General features: G+C 58.8%; 19 protein-coding genes and 1 pseudogene. 15 read left to right on the forward strand and 5 right to left on the reverse strand.

The genetic code is table 11. The features are described 5' to 3' along the window. Positions 1–17: 17 nt before the first annotated feature. Positions 18–1,286: a hypothetical protein gene (locus tag MHK04_RS10190; RefSeq protein WP_239206243.1), complete on the reverse strand. Its 1,269-nt coding sequence runs from the start codon at positions 1,284–1,286 to the stop codon at positions 18–20. A 350-nt stretch (positions 1,287–1,636) separates the two neighbouring features. Here MHK04_RS10190 and MHK04_RS10195 point away from each other — a divergent pair, with 350 nt between their 5' ends. Genes MHK04_RS10195 through MHK04_RS10215 form a run of 5 tightly spaced genes read left to right on the forward strand, consistent with a single transcriptional unit; the run spans position 1,637 to position 5,106 of the window. Next, positions 1,637–3,097, forward strand: coding sequence for an acyl-CoA carboxylase subunit beta (locus tag MHK04_RS10195; RefSeq protein WP_023020699.1), 1,461 nt, complete (start codon positions 1,637–1,639; stop codon positions 3,095–3,097). 8 nt (positions 3,098–3,105) lie between these two features. After that, entirely contained in the window at positions 3,106–3,315 is a 210-nt protein-coding gene (locus tag MHK04_RS10200) for an acyl-CoA carboxylase subunit epsilon (RefSeq protein ID WP_239208613.1), read from the forward strand. Then, positions 3,315–3,902 carry a Maf family protein gene (locus tag MHK04_RS10205; protein WP_023020697.1) on the forward strand — a complete coding sequence of 196 codons (588 nt, stop codon included), beginning with the start codon at positions 3,315–3,317 and terminating at the stop codon, positions 3,900–3,902. The genes MHK04_RS10200 and MHK04_RS10205 overlap by 1 nt, the downstream gene beginning before the upstream one ends. Before the next feature lie 31 nt (positions 3,903–3,933). After that, positions 3,934–4,350: a DUF3151 domain-containing protein gene (locus MHK04_RS10210; RefSeq protein ID WP_034655777.1), complete on the forward strand. Its 417-nt coding sequence runs from the start codon at positions 3,934–3,936 to the stop codon at positions 4,348–4,350. 15 nt (positions 4,351–4,365) lie between these two features. Further along, positions 4,366–5,106, forward strand: a complete 741-nt coding sequence (locus MHK04_RS10215; RefSeq protein ID WP_239208611.1) for a hypothetical protein — start codon at positions 4,366–4,368, stop codon at positions 5,104–5,106. A gap of 123 nt (positions 5,107–5,229) precedes the next feature. Here the strand turns inward: MHK04_RS10215 and MHK04_RS10220 are convergent, their stop codons facing one another. Both MHK04_RS10220 and MHK04_RS10225 read right to left on the reverse strand, forming a co-directional pair. Then, entirely contained in the window at positions 5,230–6,153 is a 924-nt protein-coding gene (locus MHK04_RS10220; protein ID WP_239208609.1) for a DUF4282 domain-containing protein, read from the reverse strand. Positions 6,154–6,237: 84 nt separating this feature from the next. After that, a complete protein-coding gene (locus tag MHK04_RS10225; RefSeq protein WP_023020693.1) occupies positions 6,238–7,299 on the reverse strand; it encodes a Cj0069 family protein in 1,062 nt (353 codons plus the stop codon). Between the two features lie 248 nt (positions 7,300–7,547). On the opposite strand from MHK04_RS10225, the gene MHK04_RS10230 reads away from it, so the two are divergent. The 7 genes and pseudogenes from MHK04_RS10230 to MHK04_RS12365 form a co-directional block, all read left to right on the forward strand. Further along, positions 7,548–8,411: a sulfurtransferase gene (locus MHK04_RS10230; protein ID WP_239208607.1), complete on the forward strand. Its 864-nt coding sequence runs from the start codon at positions 7,548–7,550 to the stop codon at positions 8,409–8,411. A 154-nt stretch (positions 8,412–8,565) separates the two neighbouring features. Next, a complete protein-coding gene (locus MHK04_RS10235) occupies positions 8,566–10,329 on the forward strand; it encodes an acetyl/propionyl/methylcrotonyl-CoA carboxylase subunit alpha (RefSeq protein ID WP_239208605.1) in 1,764 nt (587 codons plus the stop codon). Positions 10,330–10,352: 23 nt separating this feature from the next. Further along, positions 10,353–10,796 (forward strand): hypothetical protein, encoded by a 444-nt coding sequence (locus MHK04_RS10240; protein WP_239208603.1) that lies wholly within the window; start codon positions 10,353–10,355, stop codon positions 10,794–10,796. A 42-nt stretch (positions 10,797–10,838) separates the two neighbouring features. Beyond that, positions 10,839–11,420, forward strand: a complete 582-nt coding sequence (locus MHK04_RS10245; protein ID WP_239208601.1) for an ABC transporter ATP-binding protein — start codon at positions 10,839–10,841, stop codon at positions 11,418–11,420. Continuing rightward, positions 11,417–12,439, forward strand: coding sequence for an ABC transporter permease (locus tag MHK04_RS10250; protein WP_239208599.1), 1,023 nt, complete (start codon positions 11,417–11,419; stop codon positions 12,437–12,439). Before MHK04_RS10245 ends, MHK04_RS10250 begins: the two co-directional genes overlap by 4 nt. A gap of 142 nt (positions 12,440–12,581) precedes the next feature. After that, positions 12,582–12,959 carry a GntR family transcriptional regulator gene (locus tag MHK04_RS10255; RefSeq protein ID WP_200288174.1) on the forward strand — a complete coding sequence of 126 codons (378 nt, stop codon included), beginning with the start codon at positions 12,582–12,584 and terminating at the stop codon, positions 12,957–12,959. Between the two features lie 422 nt (positions 12,960–13,381). Then, positions 13,382–14,002 (forward strand): annotated as a pseudogene (locus MHK04_RS12365) (DUF1648 domain-containing protein); the annotation flags it as partial. A gap of 253 nt (positions 14,003–14,255) precedes the next feature. Here the strand turns inward: MHK04_RS12365 and MHK04_RS10265 are convergent. Next, the gene (locus tag MHK04_RS10265; RefSeq protein WP_200288178.1) at positions 14,256–17,687 is read right to left on the reverse strand and encodes a pyruvate carboxylase; all 3,432 of its coding nucleotides are present in this window, start codon (positions 17,685–17,687) and stop codon (positions 14,256–14,258) included. 377 nt (positions 17,688–18,064) lie between these two features. Between MHK04_RS10265 and MHK04_RS10270 the strand changes: the two genes are divergently transcribed. From MHK04_RS10270 to MHK04_RS10280, 3 genes are read left to right on the forward strand one after another with little or no spacing between them, the layout of a single operon-like run. Beyond that, positions 18,065–18,433, forward strand: a complete 369-nt coding sequence (locus MHK04_RS10270; RefSeq protein ID WP_200288180.1) for a GntR family transcriptional regulator — start codon at positions 18,065–18,067, stop codon at positions 18,431–18,433. Next, positions 18,420–19,274, forward strand: coding sequence for an ATP-binding cassette domain-containing protein (locus MHK04_RS10275; RefSeq protein WP_200288182.1), 855 nt, complete (start codon positions 18,420–18,422; stop codon positions 19,272–19,274). Before MHK04_RS10270 ends, MHK04_RS10275 begins: the two co-directional genes overlap by 14 nt. Before the next feature lie 2 nt (positions 19,275–19,276). Next, positions 19,277–19,960 (forward strand): transglycosylase, encoded by a 684-nt coding sequence (locus MHK04_RS10280; RefSeq protein WP_200288184.1) that lies wholly within the window; start codon positions 19,277–19,279, stop codon positions 19,958–19,960. An 88-nt stretch (positions 19,961–20,048) separates the two neighbouring features. On the opposite strand, the gene MHK04_RS10285 is transcribed toward MHK04_RS10280, so the two are convergent. Continuing rightward, positions 20,049–21,194 (reverse strand): bifunctional 2-methylcitrate synthase/citrate synthase, encoded by a 1,146-nt coding sequence (locus MHK04_RS10285; protein ID WP_239227059.1) that lies wholly within the window; start codon positions 21,192–21,194, stop codon positions 20,049–20,051. Positions 21,195–21,286 lie beyond the last annotated feature (92 nt).

Consider the following 21,286-nt stretch of genomic DNA (forward strand, 5'->3'; position numbering starts at 1 on the left):
TGTAGGTGTGGTGGGGTTTAGTAGATGGTCTGGGTCGGAACCGGCAGGTCGCGGAATTCGTCCGGAGTGACGTCCTCAGTACGGGTATTGCCGGCCTTATCGGTGATCTTGGCCTCTGCCCAGAACCCACTCGGGGCGGAGGTCTGCTTGTAGTTAGAGGTGAGGTCGTAGTTTCCGCTCTTGCCGCAGTGAATCTCGCGGTAGTTGATGCGGGTCATGGTGGTGCCATACTCCACGCGCACGCGCTCGCCTGGCTTGAGGTCAACGTGCTTGAGCTCGGTGCCGACCGGCATGTAGGCGCGCTTTACGGCACCGACGGACTCCAGCCAGCCCTTCGGAATATCGCCGCGGTTGCCCTGCCAGTTGGTGTACGGGGCGTGCTCGGCGCCAACGACGAAGTCAGTCACTGGGGCGAATTCATAATCGCCCTTGGACCAGTTGAGGAAGTCGGTGGAGTAGCCGGCCTTGCGGTAGGTCGGCTTTACAGCGGTGATGTCCAGCGGGTACCAGGAGGTATCGCCAGCTTCACACTTATCGCCTTCCTTTGGCCAGGATGGATCGCGCTGCAGTTCCGCGGCCGGCTGCATGATCTCATCCTTTTTAGGATCGGCAATCTTTTCTAGGCTCGGGCCGGATACGGAGGTGTAGTTACCCTCGATCGGCTTGGAGTTTGCCCCCGGAGAGCGGGAAGGAATTTCCATGGCCAGATCGGACACGGAGCCATCTGCCTTAATGATGTAGGCAAAGGCGTAACGCTCGGCCGGGCCCTTACCGCGGATGACGTTGGCACCCGGAATGTTTTCCAGGCGGTCATCATTGCAGCCCACGAACATGGAGATGAAGTCCTTTTCGATGACCCCGTACTCGACGCGGAAGGACTCACCCGGCTTCAGCTTCACTGGGCCGAAAGTTTCTTTATCGCGCCAACCATTGGTCATCTTCAGACCAATATCGGACTTGGCGGTGGTGTCCCAACCAGAAGGCAGCTTGGCCTTAGAATTGGCATCAATCTCGTGATTGGTACCGGTTTCTACCTCGGCGGTGTAGGGCACTTCTTGATTGGTGGTGTTTTTGAACTGCAGGGTGCCATCGCTCATGTAGCGGCGGCCGGTTTCTGCAAAGCGCCATTCGCGCTCGACATTGTCGCCAGCGGCACTGCAGCTCTTATAGAGGTTGGAAATGGGATATGCCTGCGGCATCGGGGGAATATCTCCCGCGTGCGCCACTGGCGTGAAGAGAGCCGCTACGGCGAGCGGTGCGAGCAAGCGCAGTCCCTTTTTAATCACCAGAAGACCGTCCTTAATAGATCGTTAAAAAACAGGGGAAACATTCATGAAGACTCAGATAATAATAAGGGATTACAAGACTCACATCAATAGTTGAATGAAAACTTTTCTAATCTTTTTACCTCCCTTGAGGTGCAACAATTAGCGCTCACCTGCCCAGCGCCCTAAAATGTTTACACTGGTCACCACCCCCACAATAGGGTAAGCGAGCGGGGTGCCATTCAAGGAATTCCCAGGCTTAATGCTTAGTCCACGGTGCGGTGGCAAGTACCATATAAACGATTTTCACTCCTCGCTCTTGCTGCCTTTCATTCCGCATTGACCGGGGTGCGCTAGTAGTGTGGGGGCCTATGACTGACCTGAAAACCACCGCCGGCAAGATCGAGGACCTGGACGCCAAGCTTGCCGAGTCCCGCGCACCGCTGGGAGAAGGCGAGCCGGCCGCCCGCACCCGCGTGACGCAGCTGCTCGATGAGGGCTCCTTTGTGGAAACGGACGCACTGGCCCGCCACCGTTCCACCGACTTCGGCCGCGAGCATGACCGCCCCTATACAGATGGCGTGGTTACCGGCTACGGCACCATCGATGGCCGCCGAGTATGCGTCTTTAGCCAGGACGGAGAAATCTTCGATGGAACGATGGGTGAGGTTTATGCCGAAAAGCTCACCAAGATTTATGACCTCGCCATCAAGACCGGTGTTCCCGTTATCGGCATTTATGAATCCACCGGCCCGCGTGTACAAGAAGGCATCGTCACCATGGCTGGATACGCCCGCCTCATGGCGCGTGTCTCCCAAGCCTCGGGCCTCATTCCGCAGATCTCCGTTATCGCGGGCAATACCAGCGGCATTGCGGCGTTCGCGCCGACGTTTGCTGATGTCCTCATAGTCACCCAAGGCACCGCCCTCCACCAGGCTGCCAGCCACGTGGCCGGCGCGGAGCCAGAGACCTTTGGCGGCGCCGCAGCCCACGCAGAGTCCGGCACCGCTCACCTGGTGGCCAGCGACGACAAGCAGGCTTTGTCCCTCGTGCGCGACGTTTTGGCTTACTTCCCCGCCAATAACCGCGCAGAGGCGCCGCGTGTGGATGCCGGTAGCGTCGCGGACTTTGATCTCAATAGCGTCATCCCGGATACCGCCGCGCAGGCCTATGACATAAACGATGTCATTAAGGCTGTAGTCGACGAGGGGTCATTCTTCGAACTCTCTGCAGAAGCGGCCCAAAATATCGTCACTGGCTTTGCCTACATCGATGGCCGCACCGTCGGCATCGTTGCCAACCAGCCGCTAGCATTGGCCGGTGCACTGGATTCCGCCGCCGCAGAAAAAGCCGCGCGCTTCGTGCGCACGTGCGATGCCTTCAATACTCCCATCGTGGAATTCGTGGACTCCCCAGGCTTTGTGCCTACCCCGGAAGAGGAAAAGGCAGGCCTGCTTCGTAGGGCGTCGAAGTTTGCCTATGCGCAGGCCGAAGCGAGCGTCGGCAAGCTCACTGTAATTACCCGCAAGGCTATTGGCCCGGCCTACGTATTTATGGGTGCAAAAGACCTGGGGGCGGACCTGGTCTACGCGTGGCCCACCGCAGAAATTGCCGTCACCCAAGCCTCCCAGGCTTCCCTGGCCATCTATGGCTCTGAGGAAAAGGAAGAAGAGATGGACGAGCTCTTCTTGCACCCGTATGCCGCTGCGGAGCGCGGGCTGGCCGATAATGTCATCGAGCCTTCCGCCACCCGCCACTACCTGGTGGAAGGCCTGCGTCTGCTAGAGCGCAAGGCCGTGGCGCAGGTACCCAAGAAGCACGGAACTGTTTAGGAGGCGAGATGTCTGCGCCTGAAATCAAGGTAGTAAAGGGCAATCCCACTGAAGACGAGCTCGCGGCCCTGCGCACGGTGTTGGCGCAGATGAGTGCAAAGCACTCGGGTGCTACCGGCGAGCGCAATGAATGGGGCAACCCGGCTGAGCGCTTCGAGCGCTTTGGGTCGCAGCGCATTTATAATCCCTCCGCTTTCCATACAGTGCGGTACTTCTAATGCGGCTCATCCTCGCCTCCCAATCGCCCTCGCGTGCGTCCATCTTGCGCGGCGCGGGCGTAGAACCTGTCTTGGAACCGGCCGACATTGATGAACGCTCCCTTGAAGCCTCGCTCGCCGGCCGCCCACCGGCCGATATCGTGGCGGCCCTAGCGACAGCCAAGGCCGAAAAGGTGGCCGAGCGCTACCCCACCGAGCCCGTCATCGGCGGCGATTCTATGCTGTTGCTCGGCGGCGAGTTACAAGGCAAACCGCACACCGAGGAAGCCACCATCGAACGCTGGCACCAGCAAGCCGGCCGCACGGCCGAGCTGCTTACCGGCCACTGCCTCCTCTTTGGCGATAGGCGCCATGTGGAAACATCTACCACCACGGTTCACTTTGCCCACGCCAGCGAAGCCGATATCGCAGCGTATGCCCGATCCGGTGAGCCACTCCAGTGCGCCGGTGCTTTTACTTTGGAGGCAATGGGCGGCTGGTTCATTGACCGCATCGAAGGCGATCCTTCCTCCGTTATTGGGCTTTCCCTGCCGGTGGTGCGCCGCGCGCTGTATTCATTTGACCTTAACGTCTCCGATTTCTGGTAGCTGCGCGCCGGCGTCGCTACAGTGGGGTGGCATGGAAATGAAAGACATGCTTGCCCCGAAACCCATTGAGCTGCCAGCCGATCCCGGTGCGGACTCCACCTCGGATCTCGCCGCCGGCATCGTTGCCCATCCGGATTCTCCGCTGCTGTGGGCCTTGCTTGCTGAGCAAGAGCTTAAGCAGCAGGAGGGCGCTGAGCCAGCCGCTTTCATCACCGCCTACGCCTACGCGCGCACGGGCTACCACCGTAGCCTGGACCGCCTGCGCGGGAATGGGTGGAAGGGCTGGGGCCCGGTCCCCTTCTCCCACGAACCGAACCAGGGCGTGCTGCGCGCCATCGCCGCCCTCGGCCATGCCGCTAAGGCCATCGGCGAGGACGATGAGTACGACCGCATTCGCCAAATGCTTTCCGACGCCGACCCAGACAGCGTCGCCACCCTCCTCGACTAGACTTGGAGAGCCGCCATGCCTGCCGTGCCTCCTCGCCGCTTACGGCGATTCTCTGCCGCCCTACTACTTGCCACCTCCCTGCCACTAGCGCTTAGCGCCTGCAGTTCCCAAGAAGATTCTTCTTCCTCCGAACAGCCAGTCTTTTCCAGCCAAGCACCGGCCGAGACTGAAGCATCCGCAGGAGACGAGGCCGCTGCTACTAAGGCGTCATCCCCGTCAGACTCAACCGACAAAGGTGAAAAGGCCACCACGCAGCAACAGGAAAAAGGCAAAGACCGCACATGCACAGAACTGCCCAACGACCCGCGCACGGTCTATGCCTCTGGCACCGCACCTGGGCGCATGCCCGCTGACGATGGCAGCGATTTCAACTACTGGATCGCCGATATCGACAACTCCTACGACCCCTGCGCCACGATTAGCTGGATCATTTTCCGCGGCTCATTGGGCGATGTGGAAGGTCCGGCAGGCACCGGCGCCTCAATGGTTGATGGGCTCGCCCTCTATGTCAACGGCGCTCCGGCCAGGGACATGTCCGTCTTCGAAAAGGTAGAAACCGTCACCCCAGTCTCCGACGACCAAGTCGACTTCATCTGGGGAGAGCGCAGCCGCTCTACCGCGGAGGGCATTACCGCGCACCACACCGTGCGCTTGCAGGCACAAGGCGACACCATTGCACCAATTTCTGGTGAAGTCGAGGAATTCAACAAGATGTGGGTTGATCTTCCCAGTTACCAGCTCGGAACCTACGATTAGCCTTTAGCCAGCCCGCAAAAGGCCTAGGGCTGTACGACACACGCCCCAGCTCAATCTGCTGGGGCGTGTGTCGTTTCTTGCTGTGCTACTCGCCTTGTTCAGCGAGCCACTCATCGCAAAAGATTAGTCCATTTTGTCGAGAATATCACCAGTGTTTTGGGCAATCCGCACGTTTGCCACCATGGCTTCCAGGAACAGCCTGATAGCCACCATAAAGGCGTAGTAGATAATGGTGCACAGGACTGCTAGGAAGATGAAAGCAAAAATGCTTCCGAAGATGGCGGAGGCGGAATCCTCCTGGATGCCATAAATGCCCATGCCGGTAGCGAATAAGAAGGCCCCGAGAAGGTGCAGAATCCACATGATCCCGCCAAGAATCAAGGCGACCTTATAGATTTCCTTCACGTGGGTGATGGTCAAGAAGTGCTTGAACTCGAATTCAAAAAGTCCACCCAAGAGCCCATCCTTTTTGCCCAAGCTCTTGAGAGCACCGCTCATGCGACTGTTCTTATTACCCAGATCTTGGCCAGAATCGGCAGGAGCAGCGCTAACCGAAGGGAACTCTCCAAATCCTTGGCCCGTGCTCTGCTGTTGAGCGTAACCGCCAAAGGCCGGTTGCTCGTTCGTGGACTGGACGGAACCGAATTGGTTGCCGTTCGCAGCAGCGTCCGTTGATGCCGAATCCGTGAATGGGTTATGTGCACGGGAGGCAGCGCCCTGACCTGCGGCGGAGGACTGCATGGCCCAGAAATCGGAGTTGCCGGTACTTGGAGATGCCGCAGAAGCAGTCGAACTGTCCTCCTCGGCTGGCTTCTGAGAGGAAAGATCCCGCGAGTTTCCAGAATCACCAAACTTATCAGTGTGACCAAATGACTTCGTTTCATTTACATCGAAAGAGCCAAACTCCTTGGTCTCATTCACCTCGGCAGCGCTGGCTCCCTCAGCGTTTTTCGCAACATCCCCAGCGCGGTGGTGCGGAGTTTCGGAAAAATCGCGCGGGGAAAAATCCTTCGGGAAACCGTCGGAATTGAAGTCATTATCAGCCATTATGCGGTCCTCAAAATGTTTTAGGGATGGTAGGAAAATGCCCCACGGTCTCCCGTGGGGCTACTTGGCAGGATACAGCGTGCGCTAGGCGTTCGCGTCCTGCACGCGACGAATCGCCTCGGCGGCAACCTTTTCTTGGATTCCCATGTCCAGCTCGGAAGTGAAGCCAACGCAGGAGCAGTTGATCTCGCCGAGGACGTAGGTGTCGGTGCCATCGGGGGCGTCATCAAGCATGAAGTCCGCAGTCCAAATCAGCGGAACATCCTTGGTATCGCCGAGCTTCTCTGCGATAACGGGGCGCGCCTTATCAAACATCTCCAGCAGTTCCGGCCACGATTCCGGCTTATCGTAGGTGTACTTGGCACCGGAGAAGAGCGTAGCGGAGAAGTTATCGCCGCCCTCCGCCGGCTTCTTGTGCACGATAAATACCGGCTCATTGCCCACGAGCAGGATGCGGATTTCGCCCTCTACAATGCGCGGCATAAAGCGCATATCCACCAGCATACCGTTATCGCCCACAATGTACTGGTCACAGAAGTCCATGAAAGCGCCCAGCTTGTAGTCATGGGTCTGGTTATCCACTGCCTCAGTGCACTTCAAAGCGGTATCGAGCGGAAGTGCGGTCCCCGGTTCAACGGACTGGGCAAGATCCTGGTCCGCGAGGCGCACGCGCCAGATGCCTTCACCCGTGGAACCGCGGTTTTGCTTGAGCACGCGCTCGCCATAGGACAAGGAGGTGGGGAAGGTATTATGCAGCTCTTCCACCTCGTAGTACGCCGCAGTATCGTCCGGCACTAGCGGGGTGTCATTGAGCTTGACCAGTGCGTCCTTGGCGCCATAGGCCATCATGTCCGCCGGAGTGGACATACCTACCAGGCCGGCATCTGCCAGCTTGCTCAGCAATTCGAAGTAGCCCTTCTCACCGCCGGGGATATTGCCGGGGTTGACGCGGGAGATATAGGCATCAAAGTTTTCAGAAACCTGAGTGTAGATCTCTTCAGACTTGTCCGGATGGAAGTAGATTACCTCTGCCTCCCAGCCTTGTTCCTTGATCGCATTGACGATTGGCATGGTGTCCTTGCGGTGGCCATCTGCGCCTTTATCCGAGCCGCCTTCTACCTCAAATACAACAATTGCCTTGTGCACTTGCAGTTCCCTTCATAGGTGGTGTTCATAGCACGTTGTCGCACCATATCCCGAGTTTATCCCAGCTCTTCTTCCTCCGCGCGCCCAACTGCCCCCCTCCCTTTAACCCCGCCGGCCGGCAGCCCCAATCACCGGTTAAAACCTGTATCTCAGGCCACAGGAATAATGCCCGAGTGATCATCACGGGAAAAATCGGGTTAAAGTGGTGGGAGCGAATTATTAACCCTTATAGGAAAGGCAGGCGGACAGTGGCTGACGTTGATCCCTATCCCCCATTCCAGGAATACGCACATCCCGAACGCCTCGTGTCTGCACCGTGGCTGTCCGCACGCCTAGGCATCAAAGGCCTGCGCGTTATTGAGGTGGATGAAGACTCGCTCCTCTATGACATTGGCCATATCCCCACTGCCACCCGCATTAACTTCCGCACGGAACTACTTAGCCCACTTACCCGTGATTTCATCGACGGAGAAGAATTCACTTCCCTAATGCGAGAGAAGGGCATTAACGCCGACGATACGATTGTTCTTTACGGCGACAAGTCCAATTGGTGGGCTGCCTACGCCCTGTGGGTATTTACCCTCTTCGGGCACAAGGACGTTCGCCTGCTCGATGGCGGCCGCAATGCGTGGATGGCCGAGGAACGCGATACCTCTTTCATGGTTCCAGACTTCCCAGCATCCGAATATCCCGAGGTAAGCCGCGATGACTCCATGCTGCGCGCCTTCGTAGATCAGGTGCGCGAGACCGAAGGCACGCTCGTAGACACCCGCAGCCCAGAAGAGTTTGCGGGCGAGGCCACCGAACACGATCCCAATGGCGATTCCGCCTACGGCACCACCATGCGCCACGGCCATATCCCCGGCGCCATTAACCTCGAGTGGGATCGTTCCACCTACCCCAACTCCTGCTTCCGCTCGGCCGAAGAGCTTCAGGTCAATTACGGAATGTTGGAGCCTGAATCTGCCACAATTCTCTATTCCCACGTGGGCGCCCAAGCCGCGCATACGTGGTTTGTGCTCACGCATCTTTTGGGATTCACAAAGGCGCAGGTCTACGATGGTTCGTGGTCTGAGTGGGGCAATATGGTGAAAATGCCGATTGAGCGTTAGTTTTTCGGTTTAGCCGTATAAGCCCATGTCCACACTGGATGTGGGTTTATTTTTGTTCAAAAATGTCCCCCTTGCGTGCGTGAAAATTAACTCATGCTTTTGTGTGCAAGAATAGATTGCGTATTCAACCTAATGTGTTCAGGAGGTTGCTGCCGTGGCAGTAGAAACCAAAAAGATCTCAAAGGTTCTCGTAGCGAACCGCGGTGAGATCGCCGTTCGCGTGATCCGCGCGGCCCGCGACGCTGGCATTGCTTCCGTCGCCGTCTACGCCGAGCCAGACGCCCAGGCACCTTTCGCCTCGCTTGCCGACGAAGCCTTTGCACTCGGGGGCACCACTTCTGCCGAGTCCTACCTCGTCTTTGACAAGATTCTGGAGGCCGCAGAAAAATCCGGCGCAGATGCCATTCACCCCGGCTACGGTTTCCTATCCGAAAACGCCGACTTTGCCCAAGCCGTCATTGACGCCGGTTTGACCTGGATTGGCCCCTCTCCTGAGTCCATCCGCAACTTGGGCGATAAGGTCACCGCGCGACACATCGCCGAGCGCGCCGAGGCCCCTATGGCCCCGGGTACTAAGGATCCGGTAGCCGGTGCCGATGAGGTGCAGTCTTTCGCCATGGAATACGGCCTTCCCGTTGCCATCAAGGCGGCCTTTGGCGGCGGCGGTCGCGGCATGAAGGTGGCCTACTCTGCAGAGGAAATCCCCGAGCTCTTTGAATCTGCTACCCGCGAGGCTACCTCCGCCTTCGGTCGCGGCGAGTGCTTCGTGGAGCGCTATCTGGACCGCGCCCGCCACGTCGAGGCTCAGGTGCTGGCGGATAAGCACGGCAATGTGGTCGTCGTCGGCACGCGCGATTGCTCCCTGCAGCGCCGCTTCCAAAAATTAGTCGAGGAAGCCCCCGCGCCTTTCCTTACCGATGAGCAACGCACCTCCATCCACGAGTCTGCCAAGCGCATCTGCCGCGAGGCCGGCTACTACGGCGCCGGCACCGTTGAGTACCTGGTGGGCGCCGATGGCCTCATTTCCTTCCTCGAGGTCAATACTCGCCTGCAGGTGGAGCACCCCGTATCCGAGGAAACCACCGGCCTCGACCTCGTACGCGAGCAGTTCCGCATCGCCGAGGGCCACGAGCTTTCCCTGCAGGAAGACCCCGCCCCGCGCGGCCATGCTTTCGAGTTCCGCATCAATGGTGAGGATGCCGCGGCAAACTTCATGCCGGCTCCTGGCACCATCGTGAAATACTCCGAGCCGGCCGGTCCGGGTGTGCGTGTGGATTCCGGCGTCGTCCAGGGCTCCGTCATTGGCGGCCAGTTCGATTCCATGCTGGCCAAGCTCATCGTCTGGGGGCCAGACCGCGAGACCGCACTGCGTCGCTCCGCCCGCGCCCTATCCGAGTACACGGTTGAGGGCCTGCCCACCGTTATCCCGTTTGACCAGGCTATCGTTGCTGACCCAGCTTTCACCGCAGAAGACGGCAACTTCGGTGTCTACACCAAGTGGATCGAGGAGGAATGGGATAACCAGCTTCCCGCCCACGATGATTCCACTGATGCCGAGGCTGCCGAGGCAGAGCCTTCCCAGGTACACACCGTAGAAATCGACGGCCGCCGTATCGAGGTAGCCCTCCCCGCGTCCTTCGGTATCAACGGCGCCCCACGGAAAAAGAAAAAGCGCAAGGGTTCCGGCGCCAAGGCTGCCGTTTCCGGCGATGCGGTTACCTCCCCAATGCAGGGCACGGTCATCAAGGTCAACGTGGAAGAAGGCCAAGAGATCGCCGAGGGCGAGGTCCTCCTCGTTCTCGAGGCCATGAAGATGGAAAATCCCGTCAAGGCGCATAAGGCCGGCACCGTTACCGGTCTGGCAGTAGAAGCAGGCGCTTCTACCACCAAGGGCAGCGTGCTGCTGGAAATCAAGTAGCCTACCCCGCTAGCCTTGGAAGAATGACTGCTTCTTCCCTCGGCGTGCGCTTGGCCAAAGAAGAGGACCGCGACTATCTCGCGGGCCTCTTCCCTTCTTATATCTCTGAGTGGTCCCCCATCGTGGACGGCGGTGTCCTCGCCTTGCCCATGTCCGCGAACGAGGATCCCACCATTGCTCCCCGCGGCGCCGCGCTTTTGCGCTACTACCCCGCCGCTGACAAAGGCCCAGCTTTCTTGGGCGATCCTTCGGCCCACCCGCTTGACGATGCCGCCTGGCTCACCCCCTTCGATCCCGAAGAAATCCCCGAGCTCGTCGTCGCCACCGACGATCCAGCCGCCCGCACCCTGCTCATTAACAACGCCATCGACCTCGCGGCCGAGCAGACCGCCCCCGGTATCTCTTCGGCCACGCCCCTGCCTGGTTTCGAGGAGCTTGCCCCAGGTAAATTCTTCCGCCGCTTTTAGCCCCCCCCAGGGTCCAGCCGCCTGTCTGCTAACCTGGCAACAATGTTGACAATAGATGCAGACTACGGACATTCCGCCGCCTTGGGGCACCTAAATCGCAGCTTTGATGTCGGTCGCGTATACGGCCTAAAAGGCCCGAATGGTGCGGGTAAATCTACGCTGCTGCAGACGTTGAGCGGCGAGATTGCCCCACTAAATGGCACCGTTTTCATCGACGGTGCCGCACCCGGTAGCGCGGAGGCGGCCGGTTCCATTATCTCCGTCGGGGACCCAGTATTCCTCCCCGATCTCACCGTGGGTGAGCACTTTAGTTTGCTATCCCGCCGGACCGGCGTGGACTTTACCGAGATCCATGAGCTCTGGGCCCTCGACCAAGCCATCCTGAGTTCTGCGGTCAGCGATCTTTCTTCGGGCCAGCGCCAGCGCGTCTACCTCGCGGCCCAGCTCTATCAGCCGGCCAAAGCCCTGCTTATCGACGAGCCCGAACGCCACCTCGACCGCACCTGGACCGCCTTCTTGGCCGAGGAGCTACGCCACCTGGCAGCCAATGGCCGCTGTGTGGTGCTCGCTTCCCATTCTCCGGCCATCTTCGATGCCTGCGACGAGGTGGTGGAGATCTCATGAAACTTCTTTCCACAGCCTCCTCAGCCATCTATTACGCCTTCATCGCGGCACTTATCGCGAGCGTCAGTGTCTACGCTTGGCACAATGCCGCAGAACTTCTGCCTTCGCTAGCACAGCGCACGGCTGCCACCCTTCCTGCAACCGCGACCATTGGCGCCGGAATCGGCTCGCTCGCTCTCATGGTTCTCCTCGAGGCGCTCTACCCGCTGCGCAGCCTTTCGCTCGGACGTTGGGTCTATACGGATAGACCGCGGGGGCGCATGCGGGGCGTCGATAAGCTGTCCATTGCCCAACTCGCCGGCGTCAGCCTCCTCGGCCTTGCTCTGTGTGCATCACTGCACCTTTCACTCTATGCGGCGATAGCCCTCCCTCTGCTGCGGTCTGTCATTGGCTGGCGATCCTTCGATCTCGCCTCGCTCCTCCGCGCGGGCCGTACCCGTGCCGTCGGCTCGTCCTCCTTTGGGCTACTGGATTCTGAGGTTTCTGCCGATGCCATCGCCTCCCAATCCGCGCGCCTGCGCCCGCGCTCGCGTGCCACGACTTCGCTCAGTCTCCTCTTTGCCCGGCGCCTGTATCGCCGGTGGTATATCCCTCTCGGTGCGGTCGCCGTCATGGGGCTGACCCTAGCGCTTGCCCCACAGCTCGGCAGCCTTGCTCTTATTGGATTCGCTGCCGCTTGGACCATTGTCAGCGCCGCTACCAGCCGCGCCGCCTCCTTCGGCCGCATCGTCGATGGTGCGTGGCCCGACTGGGGACTGCCGCTGGCTGCCACCGCAGGTGCTGCCGTTCTTGGCACCGCCTTCATCGCCACCGTGTGGAAGCTGTCCCTCTTCACGCTCGCAGCATGTTGTTTGGGGCTTAGCTACGCCGCCTTTAAGCGCTCCCGTCCCGCACGCGTGACCACCATGAATATCATCGATACCGGCGGCTTCGGCGCCTCCTTCTCTCCCGAGGTCTTCGGTTACTTCATGCGCGGGAGCTACGGTATTGCTGCCATCGCAGTAGCCCTTTTCCTCTAGTCTCCCTGCCCCAACACCCCAGGTATGTCACTGCTTTAAGTCACACATACCTGGGGTTTCTTTGGGATCTCATTTTGTATTACAACTAGCAATACAGATTGTGTTACTATAAGTAATACAGAAAAGAGATTGGAGGTGACAGATGTTCATTACCCTTAACCCCGAATCTGACGTCCCCGTATTTCAACAAATTCACGATGAAATCGTTTTGGCTATCGCTCGCGAACAGCTTTCCGATGGCGACAAGCTAGATCCCGTCCGCCGCGTTGCCAAAGATATAGGCATTAACCCCGCCACCGTAAAGAAGGCTTACGACCTCTTGGTTTCCGAGGGCCTTGTAGAAACCGCCGGCCGGTCCGGATCCATCGTCAGGCCTGGTGCTCGCACTGCCGCGCAAGAAAAACAACTAGAAGAGCAATTAAGCCGCGTAGTCGCACTCGCCCGCGCCCAAGGCTTTAGCCCAGATGAGCTCCACGCTCGACTCAGCTCCACCCTTAATGACCTGGAAGTATCACCATGATTTTCACACTTTTAATGGCCGCCACCACCCTCGTTATCACCTGGATCATGGCCACAGCCCCCTCCCTGGCCTCGCCTGGCACACCGCTCGGAGTGCGCGTACCGAAGGCTTACCTTTCCGATTCTGCAGTTACCTCTGCCCTCGCCGGATTCAAGATACGCACGTGGAGCTGCGGCATCGTGGCAACGGCCATGTCCCTCTTTGCCTGGAAACTGCCGTTATTAGCCGCACTACCTTCCCTCGTGGTGGCGCTCGGTGGCATGTGGGCTTATGCGTCCCAACGCCGCCGTATCATCGCCGCTAAAAAGGCGGGCGGCTGGTTCAACGAGGTGGAAACCAGCATCGCTGCCCGTGTTTTCACCAAAGCATGTGATTCACCCGAATTCCGCGGCATCCCTACCCCGACCTTTCCGTGGGTAACCATGCTCTCTTCCCTGCTGTGCATCGCGGTCGGTGCCATCATCGTCGCTTCCCACTGGTCCGCCATTCCGGACCCCGTTCCCGTGCACTGGAATGAATCCATGGAGGCCGACAATTGGAGCGACAAATCAATTGGGAGCGTGTTTTTCTCCTCTTTCGCCGCTCTAGGCATGCTCTGCCTATTCACCATCATCTGCTCTTTTATCGCGCATAGTGAGGTATCCCCACGCTCTGAGCGCAACGTTAAAGCTCGGGTGCGCAACGAAGCAAACCTCGCTGTGACGAATACCGGAATGGGAGTCCTCACCCTGCTCATCAGCGCCGGGATCGCACTGATGCAGGTAACCGGCCCTATCCCGCATTATCAACGCTTCAACGGCGCCGCGATCACCACAATGCTGATTCTCACCATTGGCGGCAGCATCGGTTTAGTTGTATTTCTTCTCTATAAGCAATCCCGGTTATCCGAGCAATTGCGCGGCATCCACTTTCCCGATGACGACAAAGAATCACCGGACAATGACCACCTCTATAAATGGGGTGTAATGTACTACAACCCTGATGACCCAGCGGTCCTAGTAGATAAACGCTTCGGTACGGGAATGTCCTTTAATTACGCTCGGTGGCAGGCCAAAGCTTTCCTCGTCGTTACGTTTGTCATCTTGGTCGGCTCGTTAGCATTGCCCGTCATCCTTGGTTAAGGCGAGCCTCCGCCATCCTCGCGAATCAACGATTTCGTCCATCTAGAGCAAGGATTTCGTCGACGGTTGCGGTCATTTGGATGGACGAAATCGTTGATCTTTACCACAACTAGACACCACAGCGCCCCGCTCCCTAGAGATTACTCAAAGGAAGCGGGGCGCTTGAGTGTGCTGATTAGTTGATTACAGCAATGAGGTCGCCGCCTTCAACCTTGGTGGCCTGGCCGATGGCCACGCGTTCGACCACGCCATCCTTGGTGGCGGAGATGGAAGCTTCCATCTTCATTGCCTCAATGACGGCGATTTGGTCGCCGGCCTTTACCTCGTCGCCAGGCTTGGCGGTCGGATTAACCACGCCAGCGAATGGTGCAGCGACGTGGCCCTCGTTGGAAGGGTCAGCCTTTTCTACGGTGGCGACGGTGGACTCGGCGTTTTCGTCGCGAACCTTCATCGGGCGAATCTGACCGTTGACATTGAGCACGACGTTACGCATGCCCTTTTCATCCGGCTCACCCACGGCGTCGAGACGCACCACGACCTGCTTGAGATCGGCGCGATCGGTGGAGCCTTCTGGGAAGTAGTGGACTACCTTTTCTTCGCCTTCAGTCAGACCGTAGAAGAAGGTGGTATCCGTCAGCGCCTCGGTATTGCCGTACTTGCGGCGGAACTCGTTGAACTCCTCGAACTGCTTCGGGAAAAGCAGGCGGTTCAGGCTAGCGCGGCGTTCATCCGAATTATCGGACTCGAGGTGTGGCTGCTCCTCAGCAGGAACTTCGCTGATTTGGGCGCCGGTCGCCTCGCGACCGGCGAGCACCTTATCGCGCAGTTCCGGCCAGCCGCCCGGAGGGGTGCCGAGCTGGCCGCGCAGGAACTGGTTAACCGAGTCCGGAATATCAAACTTCGTCGGATTAGCGGCGAAGTCTGCAGGATCTACGCCCGCGCCAACAAGGTGCAGGGCAAGATCGCCTACAACCTTGGAGGACGGGGTGACCTTGGTCGGACGGCCCAGCATCTCGTTAACTGCTGCATAGGTGTCCTCGATGACCTCGAAGCGATCCGCCAAGCCAAGAGCAACGGCTTGGGCACGCAGGTTGGAGAGCTGACCGCCTGGAATCTCGTGTTTGTACACGCGACCGGTCGGGCCAGGGATGCCGTTCTCGAACGGGGCGTAGAGCTGGCGCACGGCCTCCCAGTACGGCTCGAGATCGGAAACTGCCTGCAGGTCGATGCCGGTGTCGCGCTTGGATTGGGAGAAGGCCGCAATAAGCGCCGACAGCGATGGCTGCGAGGTGGTTCCTGCCAGCGGCGCGGAGGCGCCATCGACGATGTCGGCACCGGAGAGCGCAGCCGCATAGTAAGTGGCCATCTGTCCACCGGCGGTATCGTGCGTGTGCACGTGCACTGGCAGATCGAATTCCTTGCGCAACGCCATGACTAGCTTGGAAGCCGCCTCAGGGCGAAGCAGACCCGCCATATCCTTGATGGCGAGGATATGGGCGCCGGACTCCACAATCTGCTCGGCCAGCTTGAGGTAGTAATCCAGCGTGTACAGGTTCTCCTTCGGTGAGGAAAGGTCGCCGGAGTACGCCATGGCCACCTCAGCAACGGTGGTATTGGTCTCGAGGACAGCATCGATGGCGGGGCGCATCTGGGAGACGTCGTTAAGAGCATCAAAGATACGGAAGACGTCTACGCCGGACTTGGCTGCTTCTTGAACGAAGCCGCGGCAGACCGAATCCGGGTATGGGGTGTAACCCACGGTATTGCGGCCGCGCAGGAGCATCTGGATATTTTGGTTCGGCATAGCCTCGCGCAGCATGTCTAGGCGCACCCAGGGGTCCTCGTGGAGGAAGCGCATGGCGACGTCATAGGTAGCACCACCCCATGCCTCCACGGAGAAGAGATTCGGAGTCATGCGCGCAACGGCCTCGGCCGCAGAAACCAAGGCGGTACTACGCACGCGGGTGGCCAGCAGGGACTGGTGGGCGTCACGGAAGGTGGTGTCCGTAACCATGAGTGCGTGCTGCTTACGGATCTTTTCTGTCCACTTCTGCGGACCAAACTCCAGCAGATCATCGCGGGAACCGCGCGGTAGCGGCTCAGAAGAGTCCAGCTCGGGGAGCTTGTCAAAGGGACGCAGCGCCGTCGGGCGCTTGCCGTTGGGTTTATTAACGGTGGTCTCCGCAATGTACTCGAGGATTCGACCAGACTCATCGACGGCGGGCGGCGCCTTGAGCAGGTGCGGGTGCGCGTTGATAAAGCCGGTGTCCACACGGGTCTGAGTGAAGTCCGGCTCGCGCAGCAGGGCGCGCAAAAAGCCGATATTGGTGGCCACACCGGAGACGTGGAACTCGTTGAGGGCGCGCTGGGCGCGCTGCACGGCCTGCTCGAAATTGACGCCGCGGCAGGTCATCTTTACCAGCAAAGAGTCAAAGTTCGGCGATACTTCTGCACCCACAGAAGTTGCACCGTCCAAACGCACGCCAGCGCCGCCCGGCGAACGATACGCGGTCAGCGTACCGGTATCCGGGCGGAAGCCGTTATTGGGATCCTCGGTGGTAATGCGGCACTGCAGGGCAGACCCGGTGATGGAAATCTTGTCTTGGGCGAGGTGAATATCCTCCAGCGAGGCACCGGCCGCGATATTCATCTGTGCCTTCACGATGTCGACGCCGGTGATTTCCTCGGTCACGGTGTGCTCCACCTGCACACGCGGGTTCATCTCGATAAAGACGTGGTTGCCGCGCTCATCCACAAGGAATTCCACGGTACCCGCGCCCTCATAGTTGATGTGCTCGCAGAACTTCACCGCATCCTGGCAGATGCGGTCACGCAGCTCTGGGTCCAGCGTCGGCGCCGGGGCGATTTCCACTACCTTCTGGTGGCGGCGCTGGACGGAGCAGTCACGCTCAAAGAGGTGAATAACGTTGCCTTGGCTATCAGCCAGAATCTGCACCTCGATGTGCTGTGGCTTGATTACCGCGGTCTCGAGGTAGACGCTGCCATCGCCGAACGCGGCCTCCGCCTCACGGGAGGCCTCGGCTGCCTTCTCGCGCAGTTGGTCTTCAGTTTCAACGAAGCGCATGCCGCGCCCGCCGCCACCGGCGACGGCCTTAACGAATACGGGGAAATTGAAATCCTTGGAGTATTCCACCAGCTTATCGACGTCCGTCGATGGTTCCGAATCCTGCAACGTCGGCAGTCCAGCTTCCTTCGCCGCGCTTACCGCTGCAGCCTTATCACCAGTCAAATCCAGCGTGGATGGGGTCGGGCCAATGAACTTAATTCCATTGTCCTCACAGGCACGAGCGAGATCCGCACGCTCCGAAAGAAAACCGTAGCCGGGGTAAATAGCATCCGCTTCCGCCTTCTTCGCGGCGCGAATAACTTCATCGATATCGAGATAAGCCTTTACCGGTTGCCCCTCGGTACCAATACGGACGGCTTCATCTGCAAAGGCACGATGGAAGGAGTTACGGTCTTCACGAGGGTAGACCGCGACGGTCTTTGCCCCAGTTTCAAAGGCAGCGCGGAATGCACGCACGGCGATTTCGCCGCGGTTGGCTACCAGAATCTTTTTGAACGATGGAAGCGCGGGATTAGCCACTTCTGTGTTCCTTTCAGCTCGGAAGACGCCGCGATGCAACGCCTCCTGTTGGGTGATCCGCATCTCAGTTTAGAGGGCTAACCCTCAAATGTCTGCCCTTTTTAACGCCGAATTCGCCACACTTACCAGCCACGGAGCCGCCTTGCGGATATTTCTACAGGTCGACCAGTAATAACAAGGTTAGCGATTCTGTAAATGTTGCAAATTTTTGTTTCAACAACTTACACAACGGGGACACCCACAATTACACCGCAGCTCCGCCTCACACCACGCTGACCGTTGACCGCGGGCACCTTTCGTTATATGGTTACCCACATAGGTGGTTAACCCATACACCGGAAAGGGAATCATATGCCACGAATCAGAGGGGCCGCAGCATGAGTGACACCCGGCCTATTTACCAGCAACTGGCAGGAGGGATTAGGGACATGATCATCAGTGGCGAACTGCCAGAGGGCGAACGCGCCCCCAGCACCAACGAGCTTTCCGCGTTCCATTCCGTCAACCCAACCACCTCTGCCAAGGCTCTCACCGTCCTCTTCGAGGAAGGGCTGCTGGAAAAACGCCGCGGCTTGGGCATGTTTGTACGCGAAGGCGCGCGCGAGAAGGTTCGCCGTCAACGCCAAGAATCACTCAGGGAAGACTTCATCGTTCCCCTTCTGAAAGAAGGGGCCGCATTGGGATTAAGCGCCAGCGACATCGCTGACCTCATCGAAGCCGAAGGAGACCATCATGACGCACCTTAAGTTGCAGAACGTCACCTGCAAACACCGCCTGCACGTGCCGCACCTCGATCTCAACTCCGGTATGTACGGATTGATCGGCCCCAATGGCGCAGGCAAGACCACTCTCTTGCGTGCGGTAGCGGGGTTCCTGCCCGTCAAAGGCAACATCGACGCCTCGTCGGTGGCGATCGCGCGCACCGGCGCCGATATCTTGCTTTCCGGTTCTACTGTGGTCCAGCACCTGCGGGCCGCAGCGCACGTACGAGAGGGATTCGACGTGGGGTATGCGGAGGAGCTTTTGGATAGTCTGGGCGTCGATAAGCGCTACAAGAACCGTTCTTTAAGCACCGGTCAGCGCCAGCTAGTTGCCTGTGCCACTGCCCTGGCAGCGCGCACTCCGGTTGCCCTCCTCGATGAGCCTTTCAATGGCCTAGACGCACCGACGCGGACGCGCCTGCGAGAGCTCATCATCGCCCATGCCGCGGCCACCCCGGATTGGCTGCTCGTACTTTCTTCCCACCGAGCGGAAGACCTCGTAGGTTTGGTTGACCAGGTCATTACCGTGCAGGAAGGCACAGTCAATAAGCCCACAGATCTTGAATCTCAGCGGCCGCATTACCCCGTGCTCACCGGCAGCGCAAAGAACGTTGAGCAAGCCCTCGCACTTGCCGACGCCCTCCCCCTCCACCAATCCTCCCTAGGGTCGACCACCAAGGTTCATGCCTGGTCCCCAGTACCATTTCCAGCGGATACCGCAGCTGCCGCCCACGTCACCGTTTCCTACCTCGACGACGGCCAGCTCATTGATTCCCTTGTTTCCCACGCCCTTGAATCCGCCCGCCCCCGACAAGAGGAGTCCTAGTCATGAAGCTACTTAAGACCTTCAACCTCAGCGCCACCAAAGCGCTCATCGTTATTAGCATCATCGTCATTTTGCTGTGGGTCCTCCCGTATGCCGTCCCCAGCGATCCCACTGCCATCGGCGCCAATCCAACCGGCTGGGGAATCTTCGCAGTCTTTATGTGGGGACTCTACTGTGCCTTCGCCGCAACCGAATACCGTTCCTTGCGCAGCCTAGGGATGCGACCCCGGCAATGGCTTAGCAGCATGCACGCGACACTGTGGCTAGCCGCGCTCATTTTTGGAGCCGTCGCCTGGACCGCTTACTACATCGCGCTGCAATCGGGTGCGTACGCGAATTCTTCGTGGGCAATCACCCCCGGCGCAGTAGAAGCCAGCCTTCCGTTTTGCTACGTGGCAACCTTCGGTAGCTTCGCCTGTGGTCACCTCATAACCGGATACATTGGCGCACTCATCGGTGTGGTAGTAAGTAGCGCAAACCAAAGCTCCCTATTCGTTCGGCTCCTGCTAATCGCCGGCATCATCATCGGCTTATTCCTAGCGGATGGCATCGTGATTACTCTCGCTGAATCATTTGGAGCTGTAGAAATCGGCGCCCCATGGCCCGGCATGTTTTTCTTCGCTGGTTTAGCTGTCCTTATCTGCACCGCAGCAATTCACATCCTGGCGCGGCGTATCCAGCCATAGCCCGACTGCAGAAAAACCACGACAGAAATATCGGCTCCCCCGCTCCGGCCAACTTGACGGTGCCGGAGTCTGGGGGAGCTGACACGTTTTAGAAGGACTTCGGCGGGACCGAACGCTGCTCCTCGCCGTTATAAGCGGATAGCGGGCGGATAAGCGAGTTATTCTCGTTCTGCTCTACGATGTGTGCAGTCCAACCGGTGATGCGAGCCATGACAAAGATTGGTGTGAAGAATTCAATGTCAAAGCCCAGGATGTGATAGGCAGGTCCAGCCGGGAAGTCGAGGTTGGGCTTGATCTTGATGGAGGTATTTTCCTCCATCGTCTTGGCCATGACGTCATACATCTCAACCCACTGAGTTTGGTCGTGTTGTTCGGCCAGCTCCTTAAACGCTGCCTCCATTGTTGGCACGCGGGAGTCGCCATTTTTGTAGACGCGGTGACCAAATCCCATGACCAATTCCTTGTTCGCCAGCTTCTTTTTGGTCCACTCTTCTGCCTTGGCAGGATCGGCAATCCCCAGGAAGTTTTTCATCACAGCCTCGTTGGCGCCGCCATGCAGGGGCCCCTTGAGCGCGCCGATGGCCGCGACGATGGCGGAATAAGTATCGGACATGGTCGAGGTCACCACGCGGGCTGCGAAGGTGGAGGCGTTAAAGGAGTGCTCGGCATAGAGGATGAGGGACTTATCAAAGGCCTCGATATCGGCGCGGTTGGTAGCTGGGGAGCCTTCCTCATCACCGAAGACCATCCAGAGAAAGTTCTCCGCAAAGCCCTTCTTGCGAGAGGGCTGGATGTAGCCTTCGCCGCGGCGGCGCCGGATATCAAGCGCAATGATGGTGGGAATCTTGGCCATAAGCTCCAGCGCGGTGCGGCGGATATGCTCGGAATCCTTGGTGTATTCCTCTGGGTCCTGGGAACCGATATAGGAAATGGCGGTACGCAGTACATCCATCGGGTGACACGAGAGCGGCATGGACATGATGAGGTCGATGACGTGGCGCTCTAGGTGGCGCAAGGCCTTCTCGCGGGCGGAGAATCGAATAAGCGATTCTTGGCCTGGCAATTTGCCGTTCCACAGCAGGTAAGCCACTTCCTCAAAGGAGCAGTAACGAGCCAGCTCCTGGACGGGGTAGCCGCGGTAGGTCAACGAGTTGGTTTCAGGAACGACCTTGGAAACGGCAGTTTCATCGACGACGACGCCGTATAGGGCGGAATCAAGCGGTGGATGCGCCACGCTTGAATAGTTCGTTAAGTATTTCACGTGGGGTTGCGCCGCCGAGGATTTGTCGGGGTGTTTCGTTGAGCTCATTTTGCACCCACGCGACA

The sequence above is a fragment of the Corynebacterium nasorum genome (genome assembly GCF_022345765.1).
Classification (GTDB): domain Bacteria; phylum Actinomycetota; class Actinomycetes; order Mycobacteriales; family Mycobacteriaceae; genus Corynebacterium; species Corynebacterium kefirresidentii.

Bases quoted from the DNA above. Each gene is read 5' to 3' on its own strand.
- MHK04_RS10220 (WP_239208609.1), bottom strand. From the start codon at position 6,153: ATGGCTGATAATGACTTCAATTCCGACGGTTTCCCGAAGGATTTTTCC.
- MHK04_RS10210 (WP_034655777.1), top strand. From the start codon at position 3,934: ATGGAAATGAAAGACATGCTTGCCCCGAAACCCATTGAGCTGCCAGCC.
- MHK04_RS10200 (WP_239208613.1), top strand. From the start codon at position 3,106: ATGTCTGCGCCTGAAATCAAGGTAGTAAAGGGCAATCCCACTGAAGAC.
- MHK04_RS10275 (WP_200288182.1), top strand. From the start codon at position 18,420: ATGACGCACCTTAAGTTGCAGAACGTCACCTGCAAACACCGCCTGCAC.
- MHK04_RS10215 (WP_239208611.1), top strand. From the start codon at position 4,366: ATGCCTGCCGTGCCTCCTCGCCGCTTACGGCGATTCTCTGCCGCCCTA.
- MHK04_RS10240 (WP_239208603.1), top strand. From the start codon at position 10,353: ATGACTGCTTCTTCCCTCGGCGTGCGCTTGGCCAAAGAAGAGGACCGC.
- MHK04_RS10280 (WP_200288184.1), top strand. From the start codon at position 19,277: ATGAAGCTACTTAAGACCTTCAACCTCAGCGCCACCAAAGCGCTCATC.
- MHK04_RS10255 (WP_200288174.1), top strand. From the start codon at position 12,582: ATGTTCATTACCCTTAACCCCGAATCTGACGTCCCCGTATTTCAACAA.
- MHK04_RS10250 (WP_239208599.1), top strand. From the start codon at position 11,417: ATGAAACTTCTTTCCACAGCCTCCTCAGCCATCTATTACGCCTTCATC.
- MHK04_RS10245 (WP_239208601.1), top strand. From the start codon at position 10,839: ATGTTGACAATAGATGCAGACTACGGACATTCCGCCGCCTTGGGGCAC.
- MHK04_RS10195 (WP_023020699.1), top strand. From the start codon at position 1,637: ATGACTGACCTGAAAACCACCGCCGGCAAGATCGAGGACCTGGACGCC.
- MHK04_RS10270 (WP_200288180.1), top strand. From the start codon at position 18,065: ATGAGTGACACCCGGCCTATTTACCAGCAACTGGCAGGAGGGATTAGG.
- MHK04_RS10205 (WP_023020697.1), top strand. From the start codon at position 3,315: ATGCGGCTCATCCTCGCCTCCCAATCGCCCTCGCGTGCGTCCATCTTG.